This window comes from Streptomyces sp. NPDC107471 (assembly GCF_055582845.1).
Map to the genome: position 1 here is coordinate 180,206 of NZ_JBVJPC010000011.1, position 19,675 is coordinate 199,880.

General features: G+C 69.4%; 14 protein-coding genes. 8 read left to right on the top strand and 6 right to left on the bottom strand.

Annotated elements, in window-relative coordinates; genetic code table 11:
• Positions 1 to 41 precede the first annotated feature (41 nt).
• A complete protein-coding gene (locus tag ACZ66S_RS32620) occupies positions 42 to 683 on the top strand; it encodes a TetR/AcrR family transcriptional regulator (RefSeq protein ID WP_469905160.1) in 642 nt (213 codons plus the stop codon).
• 93 nt (positions 684 to 776) lie between these two features.
• Here ACZ66S_RS32620 and ACZ66S_RS32625 read toward each other — a convergent pair whose 3' ends face one another.
• The gene (locus ACZ66S_RS32625) at positions 777 to 2,273 is read right to left on the bottom strand and encodes a sulfatase family protein (protein ID WP_469905161.1); all 1,497 of its coding nucleotides are present in this window, start codon (positions 2,271 to 2,273) and stop codon (positions 777 to 779) included.
• Between the two features lie 1,090 nt (positions 2,274 to 3,363).
• On the opposite strand from ACZ66S_RS32625, the gene ACZ66S_RS32630 reads away from it, so the two are divergent.
• Both ACZ66S_RS32630 and ACZ66S_RS32635 read left to right on the top strand, forming a co-directional pair.
• Entirely contained in the window at positions 3,364 to 5,523 is a 2,160-nt protein-coding gene (locus ACZ66S_RS32630) for a hypothetical protein (protein ID WP_469905162.1), read from the top strand.
• A 5-nt stretch (positions 5,524 to 5,528) separates the two neighbouring features.
• Complete coding sequence (locus ACZ66S_RS32635; RefSeq protein ID WP_469905163.1) at positions 5,529 to 7,166, top strand: type 1 periplasmic-binding domain-containing protein; 1,638 nt, start codon at positions 5,529 to 5,531, stop codon at positions 7,164 to 7,166.
• Positions 7,167 to 7,212: 46 nt separating this feature from the next.
• Here the strand turns inward: ACZ66S_RS32635 and ACZ66S_RS32640 are convergent, their stop codons facing one another.
• The 3 genes from ACZ66S_RS32640 to ACZ66S_RS32650 all read right to left on the bottom strand — a co-directional run bounded on the left by ACZ66S_RS32640 (position 7,213) and on the right by ACZ66S_RS32650 (position 9,733).
• A complete protein-coding gene (locus ACZ66S_RS32640) occupies positions 7,213 to 8,022 on the bottom strand; it encodes an SCO4651 family lipoprotein (protein ID WP_469905164.1) in 810 nt (269 codons plus the stop codon).
• 343 nt (positions 8,023 to 8,365) lie between these two features.
• On the bottom strand, positions 8,366 to 9,211 hold the full coding sequence (locus ACZ66S_RS32645; RefSeq protein WP_469905165.1) for an MBL fold metallo-hydrolase: 846 nt from the start codon (positions 9,209 to 9,211) through the stop codon (positions 8,366 to 8,368).
• 9 nt (positions 9,212 to 9,220) lie between these two features.
• Entirely contained in the window at positions 9,221 to 9,733 is a 513-nt protein-coding gene (locus ACZ66S_RS32650; RefSeq protein ID WP_469905166.1) for a winged helix-turn-helix transcriptional regulator, read from the bottom strand.
• Positions 9,734 to 9,958: 225 nt separating this feature from the next.
• On the opposite strand from ACZ66S_RS32650, the gene ACZ66S_RS32655 reads away from it, so the two are divergent.
• Positions 9,959 to 10,432 carry a hypothetical protein gene (locus ACZ66S_RS32655; protein WP_469905167.1) on the top strand — a complete coding sequence of 158 codons (474 nt, stop codon included), beginning with the start codon at positions 9,959 to 9,961 and terminating at the stop codon, positions 10,430 to 10,432.
• 392 nt (positions 10,433 to 10,824) lie between these two features.
• Positions 10,825 to 11,400, top strand: coding sequence for a snapalysin family zinc-dependent metalloprotease (locus ACZ66S_RS32660; RefSeq protein ID WP_469905168.1), 576 nt, complete (start codon positions 10,825 to 10,827; stop codon positions 11,398 to 11,400).
• A 265-nt stretch (positions 11,401 to 11,665) separates the two neighbouring features.
• On the opposite strand, the gene ACZ66S_RS32665 is transcribed toward ACZ66S_RS32660, so the two are convergent.
• Entirely contained in the window at positions 11,666 to 12,799 is a 1,134-nt protein-coding gene (locus tag ACZ66S_RS32665) for a DNA topoisomerase subunit B (RefSeq protein WP_469905169.1), read from the bottom strand.
• Between the two features lie 1,124 nt (positions 12,800 to 13,923).
• Between ACZ66S_RS32665 and ACZ66S_RS32670 the strand changes: the two genes are divergently transcribed.
• Complete coding sequence (locus ACZ66S_RS32670) at positions 13,924 to 16,047, top strand: SpoIIE family protein phosphatase (RefSeq protein WP_469905170.1); 2,124 nt, start codon at positions 13,924 to 13,926, stop codon at positions 16,045 to 16,047.
• A 627-nt stretch (positions 16,048 to 16,674) separates the two neighbouring features.
• Here ACZ66S_RS32670 and ACZ66S_RS32675 read toward each other — a convergent pair.
• Positions 16,675 to 17,436: a DeoR/GlpR family DNA-binding transcription regulator gene (locus ACZ66S_RS32675; RefSeq protein ID WP_469905171.1), complete on the bottom strand. Its 762-nt coding sequence runs from the start codon at positions 17,434 to 17,436 to the stop codon at positions 16,675 to 16,677.
• A 90-nt stretch (positions 17,437 to 17,526) separates the two neighbouring features.
• Between ACZ66S_RS32675 and ACZ66S_RS32680 the strand changes: the two genes are divergently transcribed.
• Both ACZ66S_RS32680 and ACZ66S_RS32685 read left to right on the top strand, forming a co-directional pair.
• Positions 17,527 to 18,753 carry an MFS transporter gene (locus tag ACZ66S_RS32680; RefSeq protein WP_469905172.1) on the top strand — a complete coding sequence of 409 codons (1,227 nt, stop codon included), beginning with the start codon at positions 17,527 to 17,529 and terminating at the stop codon, positions 18,751 to 18,753.
• A gap of 234 nt (positions 18,754 to 18,987) precedes the next feature.
• Positions 18,988 to 19,608 (top strand): HAD family hydrolase, encoded by a 621-nt coding sequence (locus ACZ66S_RS32685; protein WP_469905173.1) that lies wholly within the window; start codon positions 18,988 to 18,990, stop codon positions 19,606 to 19,608.
• Positions 19,609 to 19,675 lie beyond the last annotated feature (67 nt).

Genomic DNA, 19,675 nt, shown 5'->3' on the forward strand with positions numbered 1-19,675 from the left:
AATTTTGTTTCGAGGATCACCATGATTGGTAGGCTCATCGCATGTCGAGCACTGTCCCCGCCCCGCCCGTCGGCCGCCGCGAGCGACGGCGAGCTGCCACACGGCAGGCCCTCGTGCACGCCGCCCGGGAGATCCTGGCCGAGACGGGCGACACCGCCGTGAGCATCCAGGTCATCGCGGACCGGGCGGATGTCGGCTTCGGCTCGTTCTACAACCACTTCACCTCCAAGGCGGAGTTGTTCGACGCAGCCGTCGAGAACGCCCTGGAGGAGTTCGGGCAGGCGTTTGATGAGCATCTGCGCGGATTGGAAGATCCGGCGGAGCTGGTCGCGGCCGGCTTCCGGCTCAGCGCACGCATGGCCGATTCCCATCCCGACCTCATGCAGGTCATGCGCCGTCGCGGCCTGGGGCACCTGCACTCGGAAGTAGGACTGGCCCCTCGCGCCACGAGGGACGTACAGCGCGGTATCGCTTCGGGCCGCTTCGCACCCGTGGATCCGGTGGTCGCGGTGTCAGCTCTGGGCGGCACCCTGTTGGCACTGGTGGAGCTGCGCTTCGCACGTCCCGACCTGGACGGGGACGCCGCCGCAGCCGAACTGGCCGCCATGGCCCTGCGGATGCTGGGCCTGTCGCCGGACGACGCCGAGGAGGTCGCGCGGCGTCCGCTGCCCAGGATTGCCTGAAGGCCGCTGTCGCGACGCCACATACGACCTTGCACGGCCGGTCCCCAGTGGACAGCCCGGCGTATGCGTCGACGGCGGGCAGAGCGCCGCTCCCTATGACGGGTACGGCAGCAATGTGGCGTTGATCCTCTCCCAGGCCGCCTTCAGGTCGGCCAGCAGCGCGGGTTCCTGCGCCGCCTTGTCAGCGCACTCACTGGGATCGGCCTCCAGGTCGAAGAGGGCATCCCTGCCATTGTTCGGGGGGATCTTCGCGGTGGTGGCACGGTGGTACTTCCACTTGCCGCGGCGCAGCGCTCGTTCGCGTCTGTTGCGCCAGAACAGATCACGTTGCGGAGCAGTCTGTCCCCGCAGCAGGTAACCCGCCAGACTCACCCCGTCGAGCGGGGTGTCAGGTGCGGGGCGCGCACCTGCTACCTCGAGCATCGTCGCCGTCCAGTCCGGGGTGAACACGGGCACGCGGCTGACCTGACCGCCGTGCACACGGGCCGGCCAGCGAAGGATGTTCGGCACCCGGATGCCGCCTTCCTGGAGCGTCTCCTTCACGCCCGCGAAGGGCCAACTGTAGGAGAAGCGCTCGCCTCCGTTGTCACTGGAGAAGACGACGATCGTGTCGCCTGCCTGGCCGGAGCGGTCCAGGGCGTGCAGCACCTGGCCGACGGCTCTGTCCATGCCCTCGACCATCTTCCGGTAGGTGTCCAGGGAGCCGCCGTCGAGGTGAGCCAGCGCCAGCTTTGCCTTCTCAGGGGGAAGCACGCGTACGAGGCCCTCCAGACGGGCCGCCTCGTCGGTGTCTCCCTCTGCGATGAACGGCCAGTGCGCCGCCGTGAAGTTGAGGTTGAGCAGCCAGGGCCTGCGATGTCCGCGCGTGATGAAGTCACTCGCCCGCTCGGCCAGGACATTGGTGTAGTAGCGCAGGTCCCTGACGGAGGTCTCGCCCTCGTAGAGGTCGTAGGCCCCGCTCGTGTTCAGCTTGGAGTAGTACTCCAAGGCGCCTCCGAAGTTCCCGAAGAACTCGTCCCAGCCGGACTTGGTGGGCGCGTAGTCCGGCAGAGCACCGCAGTGCCACTTACCGATCATGGCCGTGCTGTAGCCGGCACCGCGCAGCAGCGACGCGAGGGTCGGCTGCGTGGGCTCCAGGCCTACTTGGTCGCCGTCCTGGATGGGCTCTTCAAGCCCTGCAGCGATGCGGCCCGGGTAACGACCGGTGTACAGAGTCAGGCGGGTCGGCGAGCACTCAGACGAGCCTGAATACGCATCCGTGAAGCGCACTCCCCGCGCCGCGAGACGGTCCAGGTTCGGAGTACGGATGTGTCGCGCGCCGTAGCACGACAGGTCTGCGTATCCCAGATCGTCCGCCAGGATGAACAGGATGTTCGGCCGCTTCGAGGTCCGGCCCGGGGCGGCTTCGAAGGGGCGTTCTTCGACTCCCGCAGCCGACGAGGCAGCTTGCGCCTGCGCCGGCAGCCCCATGGTGGCGGCGGTCGCGGCCGCCGCACCGGCCCCCACGACTCCACCGAAACCCCGGCGGGTGACGGTCTTTCTGACAGGTGCCATGTTCACTCCTTCTGACAGGGACTCAGGTCGCCCCATGCGGGTCGACGCCGTCCGGTGCGACCACGGGGAAGCGATCCGCACGGCGGCACGGGTGACGTCTCGCTTCCGACTCACGCCGGAGGCCGCCGCGAGCGGTGGGCACGTGCGCGGATGCCCGGCAAGAAGCAGGGAGCGACCCCCGGGGCAACACCTGCCTGCGCTCTGCCGTTGAGACCGGCTCTCACTGATTGACGAAATACTCTTAGATGATGAAGTCATCAGTCAAGGCGTAGAGCTGGCTCATTTCCGCGCCGCTACGGATCAGCGGCGCGGGGCGGCACGCCCGACCCGGCCAACAGGGCGGCGTCCCGGTCGGGTCCCGTCGGTCACCCGTTCCGGGTCCGCGATCGACGTACGGTCGGTGCAGAACAGCACGTCGGACGCGGTCAGTCCGAACGGGGCGTAGTACCGGCCGTGGCGTGCTCCTCGGCGAGTCGAACGTCGCCACGGCCGTCGGCGCGGGAAACGACCCAGGCGCGGGTCGGGAAGGTGGTGCCCGAGACACTGTCCTTCCGGCCGATCAACAGCCGTATGAGCCATCGCGACGGCAGGCTGATCCCGCCAGACGTTCACAGTCCCCCCGGGCTGAAATGATCTCCGCCGCGTTCGAGGAGCGACCGCTGAAGCGCCGTCCACACAGGTGCGTGGCCCTAACCAGGATTGCGGTCAGGCAAGATCCGAGCCGTCGACAGGACAGAGCTACCGCGCCGGTGCGATGCGGGTCAGGCGGTCCACGGCAGCGTGATCAGACCTGAAACGACGGCTCCGGCGATGCCGTTGGACCAGGCTCAGGCGCCGGTCGAGTTGCCCAGCGTGGCAGTTCGCGACCACGGGTACGGTCGCCCCCGAGAGCGTCAGTCTGCTTTCCGGGCCGGACAGGGCTGATGCCAGCGACCGCCGTTTGTCCGGACCGGGCTCGCCGAAGCCAGATCGCCGCGCTCGGCCTGCCTCGCGTCCCGCGATCCCACCACCAACTTCCCGTCACATGACAGCCGTTGTCCTGGTTGGACATCTCGTGTTCCACTAATCTCCGTCCACCACAGCGATCACCCGCTCACGGGCGGGCCAGCATCCACGGGGGAGATGCGTGTATGAGGACCTGGGATTCGAGAAACTCCTCGACGCGGACGGTTTCTTCGCCCGTCTCTTAGGACGGTCGCCGTCGGGTGCCGACCGCAAGTTGTTGTACGGCCCCGACCTGCCCGTGGTGCTGCTCACCGGTGGCCCGGGGATGGGCAAGGGGCGGCTGCTGAGGGCGGTGCACGACCGTTTCGCCCGGCACGTGCCGGTGATCCGTCTGGACTGCGCCTCACCTGTCTACGCGGACCGGGCCGGCCCGGAACCGGGTGCCCGCTCGGCGGCGACCGAGGCCCTGGTCGAGGCCGCTCTGCTGCTGCACACCTGGCGGGGCACGGGCGGCGCGTTCACCTTCCCACGGTTCTTCGCGGGCCTGGCGGTGATCGCGACCGGCGTCGCGGGTGGCACCGGCGAGGCGATCAGGACAGAGGTCGAGCGGTACGAGGAACTGATCCGGCAGCCGCGCCTACGTGGTCTGGGGACGCGCGACTTCTGGCGCGGCACGCTCCTCGGGGCCGTACGGAAAATGCTGGAGGTCCTGGCCGGGCAGACGCTCGGCCCGTACGGGGCCGCCGCGCTCACCGCGCTGCTCGACGCGCTCTTCGAGGGCGTGACGCCCCGGGCCGAGGAGGAGCTGACCCGGATCTACGGTGAGTATCCCGGCGCAGCCGGCCAGCCCAAGCACGGACTGCGCAGGCTCGCCGAGGACTTCAAGGCCGGGCGTGAGCGCCGGGAGGACCGCGAGCGGCGCGAGGACGCGGAGCGCTTCCTGTTCCGGGCACTGCGCGAGGACCTGGAGGCGGCGTACGGCGGGCTGGGTGGCTGGCTGGGCCGGGTCGGTCGGCCGGGACTGCTTCTGGACCACGCCGACGAACCGCTGGGCGAACGGCTGCTGCGGGCCGTTCTCACCGACCGACGGGCGGGGCAGCGCGACCGCGTGGTGATCGTGGGTACGGCACGCCGGGCGGACGGCGGCGACTTCCTGCACGGAGGTCTGCCACCACGAGAGATGGCGGCTTTCCGGCCAGCCGACGGGGTGCCGGCCACCTGGTCCCGCCGCAGGGACCCGGAAGGGGACCTGGGCCCGTTGTCCGCGGGCGTGCTCGTGCTGCGGATGCCGTTCCTCTCCGGTGACCAGCTCCGCAAGGCGACCGAGCGCATACAGTTGGGCGCGGAGCGGGAGGGCGGTACGCATCGCCGCCGTATCACCGCCGCCGTGGCCCAGTTGAGCGGCGGACGGCCGCACACGGTGATCCGGCTGGCCACCGCTGCCGCCGACCACCGGATGGAGACGGACGCCAACGACCGGGCCATCCTGGACGCGAAGCTGCACCACCCGGACGGCGCCCCCGAGCGGCCGGTGACGGACGTACTCCTTCAGGAGCTGATCCTCGACCAGCTACCGGTGCGGCTCCTGGGCGAACATCATGACCACTGGCTCGATCTCCTCACGCATCTGTCGGTGGCGCACGACCTGGAGTGCGCAGACGTCCTGCTGCGCCGTCACCAGGCGCGCCGTGTGCTGCGTCTGACGGCCCATGAGGTGGCGCGGTTGCTCAACGACACCGGGTGGCCCCAGTGCGAGCGGCACTTCATCGGGGACTTCGGCCTGCGCCAGTTGCTGGTGCACCGGCTCTACGGGCTGGAGCACGACGGCGGTGCCTGGTACGCCGACCACCATCTGCTGCGCGACCACTACGCTGTGAGTGAGCCGGGCGGCAGCGCGTTCCGCTCCGTGACAACCCACCGGATGAACCACCACCTCGTCTCCGGCGGTGTCGACGACGTGGTCCGCCATCTCACCACCGCCCTCCCCGGCCGCCCTCATCAGTGGTGTGAGGAACTGCTGGAGATCGCCCAAGCGCCCTATCCGGGCGGAGCGGACGAGCGCCGCAAGCGCGCCCAGGGCGAGGTACCGATCGACGGACCGCCGCTGCGCCGCACCGTCGATCAACTCCTGCATGCCGTATGGCTGTGCGAGGAGCGCACCAGGCCGACCGGGGGCGAAATGGCCAACACACTGGAGCAGTTGCTGCGGCAACTGTCGACCATGGACTTCGACGGCGCCGGCGAACTCGGTCCGACAGCCACCGCGTGGAGCCGACTGGCGGCGAACGAACAGCCGTTGCTCCGCTGCGACTGCACCGATCAGCTCGGCCGAAGGAGGTAACGGGGATGCCCGGCTGGATACCCAGGTGGAACAGACTGCCCAGGTGGGGCAAGATCCTCTACGCGGTGGCGGGCGTGGCAGTGCTCGTGGCCGCCGGCGTCTACGGCGTCCCCGCCCTCCACAAGCCGGACACCTGCCACGACGGCATCGAGAAGATCGACGGCGAGTGCATCGGCGTCGACGGCGCGGGCTACGAGTTCGGCACACCGGAGATCAGCGCCGTGGCCAAGGCCATCTCGGTGGAGAACAAAAGGATCGCGAACCAGCCCCACGTCACCGTGGCGATGATGCTGCCCCTCCAGTCGGACACGGCGGCGCTGCGGCGGCAGATGCGCAGCGACCTCCAAGGCGCGTACCTGGGACAGCGGCAGGCCAACTCGGGCGAGGGCCAAGTGCCCAAGATCCGCCTGGTGTTGGCCAACCCGGGGCTGAACTACGGCCATCAGGACGACGTCGTGAGCACACTGCTCGACATGGCTGATTCCGACAAGGACAAGCTGCGGGCCGTCACCGGCTTCAACCTCACCCTCGACGCCACCGAGGAGGCCGTGGAACGTCTGACGTCGAACGGCGTCCCGGTGCTCGCCTCCCGGATCAGCGGAGACGGGATCGCGAACGTCGACGGGCAGAAGCAACGTTTCCCCGGCCTGGCCCGGATCATCCCCACCAACGGCAACGCGGCACAGGCCCTCGCCAACTTCAACGGCGAGCGGGGCAAGAGGAACGCCAGGACGGTGCTGGTCCACGACACCCGCCCGGACGCCTACGACGAGTCGCTGGCGAACGCGTTCCGGGGGATCAAGGAGACGGGTCCGGCCGGTCCCGCCGATATGCCCTACGAGTCCCCGGGGATCAGCGAGGCGGGATCGACCGGCAGCCAGTTCGAGCAGATCGCCAACAACATCTGCGGCTCCGCGGCCGACACCGTGTACTTCGCGGGGCGTACGCTGCACCTGCGGATCTTCGCGCTCACCCTCGCCAAACAGACCTGTGCGGACCGGCACTTCACCCTGGTCAGCGGCTCCGACGCCGCCTCGCTGCGGCAGGCCATGTCCGAGAAGGACTGGGCGCAACTGCGCGGCGAGAACGGCGGGGGCAAGGTGACCGTGCAGTACGCCGCCCCCGCGCACCCGGCCGCCTGGGACGCCGAACTGGCCGCCTGGCGCAAGCGGTGGAAGGCGACCCACCACCGCGAACCCACCGCGAACGAACTCCCCCAGTACCTCACGGAGCCCAAGACGGCCCTGAACGCCCTCAACGACCTGATCAGAAGCACGAGATCGGCGGGCACGGACCTCGGCTCCACTCCGGACCTGGAGGACTCCCGCACCATGCTCGTCTACGACGGCCTCGTCACCATCGGCACGGCCCTGCACGAGGTACAGGGCAACGACGCCGAACAGGCGCCGAGCCTCGCGGACGTCCGCCAGGAGTGGTCCAAACTCCAGTCGGTCCACCGGGTGAGGGGTACGAGTGGCCTGATCTGCCTGACCAGCGGCGGCAATCCGTACGACAAGCCGGTCGCGGTGGTCGAACTCAACCCCGGCCAGGGCGTGCGCGGAACCCTGAAGTTCGTCGGCCTGGGCTGGCCCACCGGCAAGGAACAGCCGAAGAACTGCGTGATCCCAAGCGGCACTTCCTGAGACGACCGACGCCTCGCTCAGCACGCGCCGACCGATCTGTCCCGGGTCAGCCGTTCAGGATGCCGCCGACCGTGGTGACGGGGGCCGTGTCCTCGGCCCGCGGAACCGTCACGCGGACCGGCGCACCGATGTCCGACAAGGCCATGGTCAGAGTCACCTGCACACCGGACAGGTTGACGCTCATGCGCGTCTGCACCAGGCGCCCGCGGTCGTCGACCCATGCGTCCGCGAAGACCGGGAGGTCGCCGCCCAGGGCGTCACGGGCTTGGTCCGTCTTCGCGCGAACGTCCGGGCTCATACGCAGAGTTACAGTCCGGTGGTCGAGGACGCCGCGGTAGCGCACCGAACGCACCCCCTGAACCGTCTCCTCCCCCTGCCGGGAGATCTCGCGCATTGCCGCGATCTGTTGGAGGACGTGCTCGGGATCGTTGAGCGGGGCCCGCAGCAGATAGTGAGCCTGTGCCTTGTCCCGGGGGATCACCCCCCAGCCGTCCTCGCCGAGTCCCTCGACGCCGCTGATGTATATCTTGCCGTCCGCGAAGACCTGGTCGCTGTGGTCGATGGCGCCGCCGGGCAGGTCGACCGCGAGGTGGCCCCTGTCCGCGGCGAAGTCGAAGCCGCCGGTGACGGTGAGGCCGTACACCTGGCCCGCACCCTCCAACTCGATCTCCTGCCGAACCCCGGCACTGTCCTCGCGCAGAGCCGCGACGGCCGCTCGCACGGTGGAGCGAGCGCCGGACGCCGATGTGGAAGACGGTGACGCGGCCGCGGCCTCGTCACCGCTTCCGGCGTCGGCCGTGGAACAGCCGGCGCACAGCAGCGCGGCGGCAACGGTCAGCACGAGAGGACGGCGCATGGGATTCTCCGAAGTTCTGGGGCGAGAACTCGGCCTATTCCGTTACGCCTCGCGCGGCGATCTTACGAAAATTCGCACAGCGGTGCGAACTCAATCGGGCTGAGGCGTGCACGCTCCACGGGCAGAATGGCGAGGCACTACGGCTCGTGGAGGCGAGACAGCTCATGCCAGCCCGGGGGGCGGCTCAGGGGCATCCTGTGCGGCGCAGGCATGCAGGGCCAGGGTCGGCACCATGACGTGGCATCGCGGTGGCCCACCTCCGATCGACGCCCGTGCAGGAGCACGGGCCGACGGTGTCTGCCGGCGGAGAGGGAGCCCGTCCGCGGTTCGTGCCCGGTGAGCGCTACCTGTACAGGGCGACAGCGCCTCCCCAGAGGGCGCCCGGGTTCAGGCGGTCGGGGAACCGTTCCAGCATGGCATTGAAGAAGTCGAGCGGTTCCTCGTGCCGGGCGAGGAGTTCGTCGACGGCGTCGAGGTAGCGCCGGGTCTCGGCGATGGCGCGGTCGGCGTCGTCGTCGAGATCCTTGTTCTTGTGGCCGGTCACGATCCGGCGCGGTCGCAGGTCCTCGACGACGGTGATGGCCTTGCGCCAGGCGTCGCGGCCGCCGTTCGCGGACTCGGCGAGGTACTGGTGCACACCGTTGTAGACGACGTCGCCGGCCACGACCAGTTCGAGGTCGGGGACGTACAGGACACTGGTCTCGTCCGTGTCGCTGTGGCCGACCTCCACGATGCGCAGCTCGTGCCCCTCCAGGGTGAACCGGTTTCCGGGCACGGTGACGGCCGTGACCGGGCTGTCCGGGATCTGTCCGGGGAAGAGCGCGTCCCAGAACTGCGGGCGGATGGAGACGTTGCGCCGCATCTCCGCGATGGTGCCCTCGGAGGCGACGACCTGGGCGCCGAAGCGTTCCGCCAGGACGCCGGCGGTGAACCAGTGGTCACCGTGTCCATGGGTCGCGAAGATGTGGGTCAGGTTCTTTCCGGTGGCTTCGACCCAGTCGCCCACCTCGAGCGCCTGGGCGGAGGTCAGCGGCGGGTCGACCAGGACGGCGTCCCGTTCGCCGTGGATGAGAGTGACGGAGAGGGGCGAGAACATTCGCCGGTCCCCGTTGGGAACCAGATCCGTGACGTTCTGCGGGATCGGCTCTGCGACGAAGACGTCATAGGTGAGGGGATTACTGGTGGGCATGGTGCGTTCCTAACTGACAAGGTCGATACCGCTGGCGTCGTCGGACGACCGATCGGCAGCGGCGAGGGCGGCGTAGTAAGCCGGGCCCCGGATGATCGAAACAGCGTCCTGGTCGACGAACTCGCCGTCCGCGTCCCGGAATTCGAGATGCACCGGGCGTTCGTCGTCAGCCGTGTAGAGGATTCCCTGCCCCGTCTCTTGGGGGAGGTGTCGGTCCCCCCATGCGCTGAGGGCAGCCAGAATCGGCAGCACATCGCGGCCGGCCTGCGTGAGGGCGTACGCCTCGCGGCTGCGCTCCCCTTCTTCCTGGTACGTCACGCGCTCCATGAGCCCGGCGCACACGAGGTCGTTCAGCCGCTGGCCCAGGGTCGCGTTGGGGATGCCGATGCGCTGGAACTCGGCGAAACGGGTGCGGCCGAGGAAAGCCTCGCGGAGCAGCAGAAGGTTCCACTTCTGACCCAGCACGGTGAGGGTTCGGGCGATCGAACAGTGCCGGTTCGCCGCCAGTGACATCGCTTCCATGACACCCAGCGTAACCCGGACTCTGAAAAATGAAGCCAGATGCTGGCAATAATTTTTGAATCCAGATGCGAAGGGTTCGAGAGCGCGGGGCAGCAAGATCAGTGAGGCGCTGCTCCCACGGAGCGGCAAGCCTGGCGGCGATCAGCATGACTCCTGCGCCAGCGGAGCAGGGTGATCACTAGGGTTGCGCAATCGAGGTTGAATGGCCTGTTCGGAGGGGTGTACGTGGAGGATCCGCAGGTCACCTTCCGCATGGAACAGGGTGCAACCGGGTTCTACGACTGGAGCGAGCCGCCCCTGCCGAGTACTGATCCCAAGATGTGCCGCACCGTCTGGTACGCCGCGGCGCGGGCTGCGAGCGGGCGGGTCGTGGACTTCACGGAGCAGGTGTACCCGCAGAGCTTCCACAGCGCCACGATCAGTGATCGGGACGGCACGCGCGTCGCACTCTTCCACGCTCACCACCCCCTGATCGCCTTCGTCGAGGACCGGCGCTCCTGGTACACCGACGAGTTCCAGGAACCTCCCACTTGGGCCACCGTCCTTGCCGACGCCGGTTTTGTCGTCCTGAGCGCAGCACAGCTCGTGTCGCCACTCACGGTGTCGGACACCTCTGCCCTGTCTGCTGCGGAGTGGCATCAGATCAAGTGCTGGCGGCCGGAGACGCTTGGCGCAACGCTCTTCAACTCATGGGACTGAACGCCCCCCCGAGGCCCTTGTCGCCGGGGTGCGCAGGCGAATTGACGTACCCCACCGCGTTCCGTCACCTCGGGGGCTGACACTGCGGCCCTTCCGGCCGGATCGGACACGAGGACGGGACGGGTCGACGTAGACGGCAGCCTTGACCGGCAGTCCCGCAGGCACCGCGGGTGGTCTTCGGAGACGGACCGGCCAACTTCCAGCGCCAACTGGATTCTGACGGGAAATCACCATGGCAGGTACATGACGGAAGGGGATCGCAGGGCATACCATCGCAACGCCCCGGAGGGGCGGTCGACGGTGCGTCCGGCCCCCACCGGACAACCCGTACCGCTCCTTCGCGTACCCGGCCCCGCCGGGGCCGGATTCCCCCCACGGAAGAAGGAGCAGCAATGCCCCTCGGCACTTGGCTCAAGGCAGGCACTTCCGCCACGGCGCTCGTCCTCGCCATGGCAGGCGCCGCGACTGCCGCCCCCGCGGATGCATCGTCCGCCGCACAGGCGGCAGCCGTGACCCTTCGCTACGACGACAGCCGCGCCGCAGGCTGGGAGACCGCGATCGCGGCCGGAGTCGCCTCGTGGAACGCGAACGTGAGCAACGTCCATCTGGTGGAGGCGGCGCCGGGCAGCGCGGCCGAGATCGTGATCGTCGCCACCACGGGCTGGCCACAGGCCACCCTCGGGCCCGTTCGTCCGGGCCGTCAGGTACGCGTCGAGCTCGGCAGCCAGGCCGTGGACCAGGGGTACAACAAGACCCGTATCGCCGCTCACGAGCTCGGGCACAGCCTCGGACTGCCGGACACCAAGCCCGGCCCCTGCTCCCAACTGATGTCGGGATCCAGCGCCGGCACCGCCTGCACCAACGCCACACCGAACGCCACCGAGCGCTCCCGCGTACAGTCCGCTTACGCAAGCGCGGTCGCCGCGCTCGCACCCACGGACGGCCGGATGCTCGTCGACGCACCCTGACCACACGGCCATTGCGGGTCGGTGTGTCCTGGGGATCTCGTCGAGGTCCCCAGGACGGGGTGAGCAGCCGGTGAGCGGTGGCGGTTCTGATGGAAGTGGGCCCCGCTCCCCTGCCTCGCGGATCAAGAGTTAGGGTGGTCACGACGTAAATCCGCATGGGGAGTTACCAAGCACGGAGACCTCCGGGGGCGGCGGTCCGCTGATAGGGGTGGCGGGGGCAGCGGCCATGTGTTCCTGGACGGGCCGCCCGCGTAATGGGCGCGAGTCAATTGACCACGACGGAGGCCAGTCGTGGGTCCTGCGCCAACCACTGGATCAGATGGTCATGGACAGCCGATGCGACAAACTCACGCACCACGGCGTTGCCCAACGTACCGCGTGTGGCGCCTTCGAACTCGGGGCGATCGAGTTTCACCGAGACGACTGCGGTCAGGCCGTCGCAGAACCGATCAGGACCTGCGCCGGCCCCCGTCGTCAGCGGTTGCCCCTCTCGCAAGAAGGTGTTGACCGCCGCCGCCACCCCCTCTCGAAAGCCCAGCATGTGCGATCCATAAGGGGTGGGCAGGCTGTTCGCGAAACCCCGGATGCCGCCCGCGCCCGTAGGGCTCCACTTCAGGGCGACCTCGACAGACCCTGCGATCCGGGAATCCTCACACTCGAAGCCGAAAATGCCCGTTCCGTCGGATGCCCCGGTCTGCGCCACCATAAAGGTGACAAGGTCTTTGGCCCCTTCCGAGAAGAGAAACCGTTGTGATCGCGGAGCGTTCGGAGTGCGTTGGTCGGTCAGTGAGATGTCCAGTCCGCGATTCAGGAAGGCCAGCATTCTGAATCGCTCCGACAGCGCCTCGAACGAGCACTCCACCGTTTCGAAGATGCCTGGGTCGGGTCGGAACGTGATGGCGGTTCCGGTCTCCTCGGTGGAGCCCTCGGACGACGGCGGGCCAACCGGGACACCGCGGTCGTAACGCTGTACCCATCGCACTCCTTCGCGCCGCACCTCTCCCGTCAAACAGCTCGACAAGGCGTTGGCGACGAAGGGCCCCATACCGAAGAGGCCGACGTTCACTAATCGGCGGCCGCCACCTCGCAGGCCGGCGTGCATCCCAGTCAGCAGCTCTTCGAGACATGGGGCACCGACATGTCCCGCAGTCGCGACGGGAATCCCCGGCCCATCGATGGCAACTCGTACGAAGCCGTCGACTTCCAATACGACGTCGACGTGATCGGCGCGGCCGCCGAGGACCTCGTTCACCGCCCAGTCAGAGACCTCGAACACCTGTTGATGCAACCCACGCTGACCGGTCGAGCCCACGTACATTCCTGGGCGCTTACGGATGCTCTCTGCCCCCTCCAACACCTCAATGTCAGCAGCCGTGTACGGGTTCGCGTCGTCCCTCATGAGGTACCCCTCCCATGGGTGCACATCTGAACCCCCAGCCTAGGCGGATGGAAGGAAAACGCCAGGTCAGACCCCATATTCCGAAGGCGTACCTCTGCACGTGACGGCCCGCCAGAAGGCGCACGGCGCAGGGTTTACGAACGGCACTCGGAGGACGTCTGCGGCCCGTGTAGACGCGTAACTGGGCCCTTTACCGCCAGACTTGAGGCTTCCGATTCCCACACTTCCCTCCGGCAGCGCTGCGCCCAACCCTCGGGCGTGCTCGATAGTCCAACAATGTCGGCGAGTTGCTGGGGGTTCCGAAGTTCTTGTGGGCGATGCGGTGCTATCTCGCCTGCTGTAACAGCCAATGTCACAGCGGGCGGCAGTCGTGACCCTTGTCTGCGCGGGGCCTTCCGGGCCAGCGGCATCACGGCCCTGGATGCGACCCGATCGGCGGCAGTCCCTGGACGTCCCACCCATGCGCGCCTCATATCCACCAGCCGACGGCCAGACGCGGCAAAACCAGAATGTGCACGGGCCCCCTGAACCACTGAGCTGGTCTGGAGTACCTCGATATGGTCAGGTCACCGCCGATCCGCTCCAGCAGGTACAGCCCCACGCCGCGTGGCAGGCAGCGCCCTTGCCCCACCGCACTATCACCCTCTCCCACTGCACTCATAAGCCACCGCCACACCCGGCAGGCGTATTGTCCTTTTATGGGTGATCTGCGGGGAGACTGGCGCGGTACTGGGCTGTCGGGGCCAGCACCGCACGGGCGCCGTGGCTGTCAGCCGGCGCACCGGCAGGCCACGTGGCGCACCGGGCGCCAGTCGCAAGTGGCTCGGCTTCAGCGCACCGAAGCGGCCCCGACCGACACGGTTCCCCTTCCGCACGTGATGAGCCTCCCCCAGCGCCCAAGCGAGCCCCCCTTGCCGAGGTCCCCTGCGCGACGACACCGCCCCACGGCAGCCCGTATCCCTGGACTGGCCCAGGAGCTGATCCGGGCCGCTCTGATCGCGCACCGGTGGGCCCAGGCATGCTGGGGCGAGGTCAGTACGGGGCTCGGCATCAGCGCTGCGGCGGCACGCGCCCGAGGGGGCGACCGCTGCGCGGGGCAGTCCGGCCGGAGCGGGCGGTAGGGCATGCAGGCCCCCTCCGCCTCCAGCAGTGGGGACGGTTCCGGCATGCCGTTGCCGGATGCGGTGCTCGCCGACGTGATGCGGGACACCGGCGCCTCGATGGGGATGCTCTACCTGCTGCCGCCGACCGAGCGTGTCCTGCGGCTCGCTCTGGTGGGAGGGGTCTCCGGGCAGATCGCCGCCCCGTGGGCTCGTATTCCGCTGGAGGCCGCCATGCCCGTGGCGGACGCCGTACGGGAGCGGCGCCCGCTCCTGTTGGGCAGCCAGGAGGACATCGCCCGCCACTACCCGCGTGTCGGCCTCGTCCTTCCTTACGACTTCAAACTCGCCACCGCCCCGATCATCAGTGACGGCACCGTGTGGGGCGGCATCGTGCTGCTGTGGCCCATCTGGCACCCGTCCGATCTCAGCACGTCCGACCAGGAGACGCTCACAGCCTGCTGTCGCCGTGCCGCAGCGATGCTGCACCAGGCCGCCTACAGCGGCCGGCCGTTGCAAGCACCGGACGAGCCGCGGCTGCTCCCGGCTCCGCACCACCAGGAGACCGATCCCGTGCAGGGCGCCGCAGCCCTGGCGTTCACCGCCCGCCTGCCCGTGGGCTGCTGCGCCCTGGACCTGGAGGGCCGGCTCACCTTCATCAACTCCGCCGGCGCCGACCTGGTCGGTGCCCCGCTTGGGTCCCTGCTGGGCCACCGGCCCTGGGAGGTGCTCCCCTGGCTGCGCGATCCGATGTTCGAAGACCGCTACCGGGCGGCGGTGGTCAGCCGTCAGCCCACCTCCTTCACCGCCCGACGCCCGCCTGACACCCGGCTGCTCTTCCAGCTCTACCCGGACAACAGCGGCATCAGCGTCCACATCACCCCTGCCGACACGGTTCAGGCCGACATCGCACCCCACCTGCCACAGACGGCCGAGCCCATCGGCGCCACGGCGCTGTACCACCTCACCCACCTGGCCACCGCCCTCGCCGAGGCCGCCAGCGTGCACGACGTGGTCGAGTTGGCCGCCGACCAGATCGTGCCCGCCTTCGGCCCGAAAGCCCTCGCGCTGCTCACCGTCGACGGAGGACGCCTCTGCGTCACCGGATACCGCAGCTACAGCGCCGAGCTGATGGCCCGCTTCGACGCCGCCCCCATGACCTCCGACACCCCCGCCGTACGCGCCATCAGCACCGGAAGGGCCGCCTTCTTTCCCACCTTCGCCGACCTCAAGAAGGCCTATCCACCAGCGGTGCACCAGGACGGGATGGCCTCTTGGGCGTTCCTCCCCCTGATCGTCTCCGGCCGCCCCGTCGGCTCCCTCGTCCTCGCCTACGACCTGCCCCGCATCTTCCCGCCCACCGAGCGAGCCCTGCTCACCTCACTGGCCGGACTCATCGCCCAGGCCCTCGACCGGGCCCGCCTCTACGACGCCAAGCACGCCCTCGCCCACAGCCTGCAGACCGGGCTGCTGCCCCGCACCCTGGCGCACGTCCCCGGCCTGGAAACGGCCGCACGCTACCGGCCCGCCGGCCACGGCATCGACATCGGCGGCGACTTCTACGACCTCGTCCCCGGCCCGAACGGCACCGCCGTCGTGGCCATCGGCGACGTCCAGGGGCACGACACCAGCGCCGCCGCCCTCATGGGTCAGGTCCGCACCGCCGTACGCGCCCACGCCACCGCCGGCTCCTCACCGGGCGACGTACTCGCCCGCACCAACCGCCTGCTGACCGACCTCGACACCGGGCTGTTCGCCAGTTGCCTCATCGCCCACCTCGACCTGCCGCATCGCCGCGCACACCTGGCCACCGCCGGCCATCCCCCGGCCCTACTGCGTCACCCCGACGGCCACACCGACACCCTGCACCTGTCCCCCGGACTCCTGCTCGGCATCGACCCCGACACCGACTACCCCACCACCGACATCACGCTCTCCCCCGGTGCCGTCCTCGCCCTCTACACCGACGGACTCGTCGAGGCCCCCGGCATTGACATCGACGACGCCACCACCGCGCTCGCCCACCGCCTGAGCACCACACAGCCGCAGAACCTGGAAATGCTGGCCGACGCCCTCCTCGACCACGCCGAACGATCCGCCCCCCGCAACGACGACATCGCGCTGCTCCTCGTCCGTCCGCAGGGGTGATCTCGGCCCGCCGGGCATCACATGGGTGCGCAGCCACTACATCGACGGGACCGGCAAGACCGGCCAGACAGCGGCCACCTGCCGTGAAACAGCCCGCAAACGCGCGCAGCCGTGACCGGATTCCCACGGAATTCCCGGTCAGGGCCACAGCCGTACTTGTGGGAGTGAAGGGCGGTCGCCTACGCGGCGAAAGGCTCTGCGGGGCTTCAGCCGAACGATCGTCCCCGCAGGCAATAGGTGAGGCCCGGGGACACTGTCCCCTTCACTCCCACGCCTCCCACAACCAGCCCACCCCGTCAGGCATTCCCCACCGCCGGGACCGGCCGTCTCCGCGAAACCAGTGGAAGAACGGGCGCAACGGACCGTGCCCGAGCCGGGTCGGCAAAGCCCTGGTGCTGGGAGAATACGAAGGCGCGACCGCCGCCCCTTGGGCAGCGATGGACGACGGCCGCCGGGCACGAGCGCTCGCGTGCTGCCGGCCAGAGCCCGCACCGCAGCCGCCTCGCCGCCCATGCGCCGTCTGCTGACTGCGGGAGCGCCAGCAGACGGCCATTTCTCGCATGAGACGGGAGATCCAGCACATCGCCCAGCGGCCCAGAATCCAGAGCCCGGGCCGGGACCGCCTTGTCAGACGCTCTGCACGACGACGCCGAGGCCTTCCAGTGCAGCGATCTCGGCGGCGGGCGCAGTGATGTCCGTGATGAGGGTGTGCACAAGGGTGCAGGGTCCGACGTAGGCGTACGCAGTGTGGCCGAACTTGCTGCCGTCGGCCGCGACGATCACGCGGCGAGCCGAGGCGATGGCCGCCTTCTTCACCGCGGCGTCGTCGAGGTCGTAGGCGGTCAGACCGTCGGCTGCTTCCAGCCCGCAGCAGCCGATGACGGCGGTGTCGAAGCGCAGCGCTGCCAGGGAGGCGAGGGTGAGGGGCCCGGTGAGGGCTCCTTCCGCGGCGCGAGGCCGGCCGCCGGGCACCATCAGCGTGGCCGGGCCCGGTGTCTCGCCGAGCAGGTGGATGGCCTGCAAGGACAGGGGCATCACGGTGACCGGCCGCTCGCGCAGGAGGCGGGCGACCTCCAGGCACGTGGTGCCGCTGTCCAGCAGGACGCTCTCTCCGTCGGCGATGAGCCCGGAGATCGCGGCCGCGATGCGGAGCTTGGCGTCGACCGCCTCATGGGCGCGCAGCGCGAAGGGAGGTTCCTCGCCCCTGAGGAGCAGTGTGCGGGCCCCGCCGCGGACGCGCTCGAGCACGCCCTGCGCGGCCAGGATGTCGAGGTCGCGGCGGATCGTCATCTCCGAGGCCCCCGTCAGCAACGCGAGCTCCTGGACCGTGGCGCCACCGGAGTCCCTGACGGTCTTCGTGATCAGCCCGTGCCGGTCTGCGTTGCTCATGTCGCGATTGAACACCATCAGTCAATGAACAAACAAGTTGTTCGTTTGAGGCACTTTCGAACATGACGACTGTTCGTTACGGTGGGCGGCATGGAACGTTCGCTTCGAGCCGCACGCGTGGCCACCTACGTCTACTTCGTCCTGTGCGGCACCCTCATGGGCGCGTGGGTGGTGCACATCCCCGCCATCGAGGAGCGCGTGGACATCAGCCACGCGACGCTGGGCGGCCTGCTGGTCATCCTGGGCGTGGGCGCCTTCACCGGGATGCAGGTCGCCGGGCGGTTGACCGACCGGCCCGGGGTGCGCGTCGTGGTGCCCGTCAGCGGGGTGCTGTGCGGCGCGGCCCTGGCCCTGCCCGGACTCGCCCACGACCCATGGACCCTGGCAGGCGCCCTGCTCGTCTTCGGCTTCTGCAACGGCTGCCTGGACGTGAGCATGAACGTCCACGCCGTCCACGTGGAGGAGGCGTACGGCCGCCCCGTCATGTCGGGCTTCCACGCGACGTTCTCCGTCGGCGGCGTCCTCGCCGCGCTCGTCGGAGCCGGTGCCGCGAGCGCCGGCCTGAATCCGGCCGCCGGCCTCGCCGTTACGGGGGCCGTGGGCGTCGCGATCGCCCTGGCGTCGGCACGTGCCCTGCTGCCGACCGCCCCCACGTCAGCCCCCACCAGCTCGGCGGAACAGGCACAGGAGGAGCCCGAGGCATCATCGGATGCCAAGCGTCACGGCGCTGCCGGGCGCGTCTGGCTCATCGCGGTCCTCGCGCTGATGGTCATGCTCTGTGAGGGCGCCGCCAACGACTGGAGCGCCCTGCACCTCAAGGACGTCCTCGGCGCGTCCGCCAGCACGGCCGCGTTCGCCTACGGCACCTTCGCCGCGGCCATGACCGTCGGCCGACTGCTCGCCGACCGCCTCGCCGCCCGGTTCGGATCCATGGCGATCCTGCGCTACGGCGCGGCCCTGGCTGGCGTCGGCATCACCCTGGTGGCACTCGGCCCGTGGCTGTGGGCGGCGTTCGCCGGCTGGGCCCTGTTCGGCCTGGGCCTGTCCGGCTGTGTCCCACAGCTTTTCAGCGCGGCCGGGCGCATCGACCCCGCGGCCGCCGGCGTCAACGTCTCCCGCGTCGCCGGGCTCGGCTACGTCGGGATGCTCGCCGGCCCTGCCGTCATCGGCTGGTTGACCCACCTCGTCGCCCTCAACCACGCCTTCGTCCTGCTGACCCTGCTGTGTGTCACCACCGCTGTCGCCGGCGGGATCCTGCGCACCGGATCGGACAGCACCCGAGAGAGCGAACTGGTGCCGGTGCCCACTGATCACTGACCGCTTGTGCGGCACGGTCCCTGACAACCGTGCCGCACAAGCTTCCATCCGGGATGCCCAAGTCCCGCATTCCCTGTCCGCGGCCGTGCCGGTGTCGTAGCGACGCCTGCCACGGCGCCGGCGTAATCAGCGTCGTTCCTGCCCCCTCGGGGCCACGCCCATCTCATCGCCAAAATTCGCTCGCCCCCACCGGCACTGACCCGAACGCCCCCAACCCGAAGGGAACGCACCCCCATGCCCACCGACCGCCGCCGCATCGTGCTCTTCGACCTCTTCGGCGTCATAGCCCGCCACCAACACCCGGGCGCCCTGGAGAAGATGGCCGCCCGCTGCCACACCTCCGCCGACGCCTTCACCACCGCCTACTGGACCCATCGCCCGCCCTACGACGCCGGCCGGCACACCGCGTCCGCGTACTGGACCGATGTCCTGCACGCGCTGAACCGCCCCGCCGACGCCGAGACCATCGAAGAGCTACGGCTCACCGACATCGAGAGCTGGTCCCGCGTCGACGACCGCATGGTCACCTACGTACGGGACCTGCGGGAGCGGGCCCGGGTCGCCCTGCTGTCCAACATCCCCGCGGACCACGCGGACGCCTTCCTCGCCGCCCAGCCCTGGCTGCACGACCTCGACCTCCTCGCCCTCTCCGCACGGATCGGTGCCGCCAAGCCCGACCCGGCCGCCTTCCGGTACTGCGTCGTCGCTCTGCGGGCCGCACCCGCCGACTTCCTCTTCGTCGACGACCGCGACGAGAACGTCCGCGCGGCCCAGGCGGTCGGCATGGACGGACACGTCTTCCGGAACCAGGACGACCTCGCAGATGCCATCGACACCCGGTTGCCGTCGCGTTGAGGGCCTGCACCGAGCGAAGGTCGAGCACCACGCTGAACTCCACGCTGCCGCACAGCACGCTCGAACA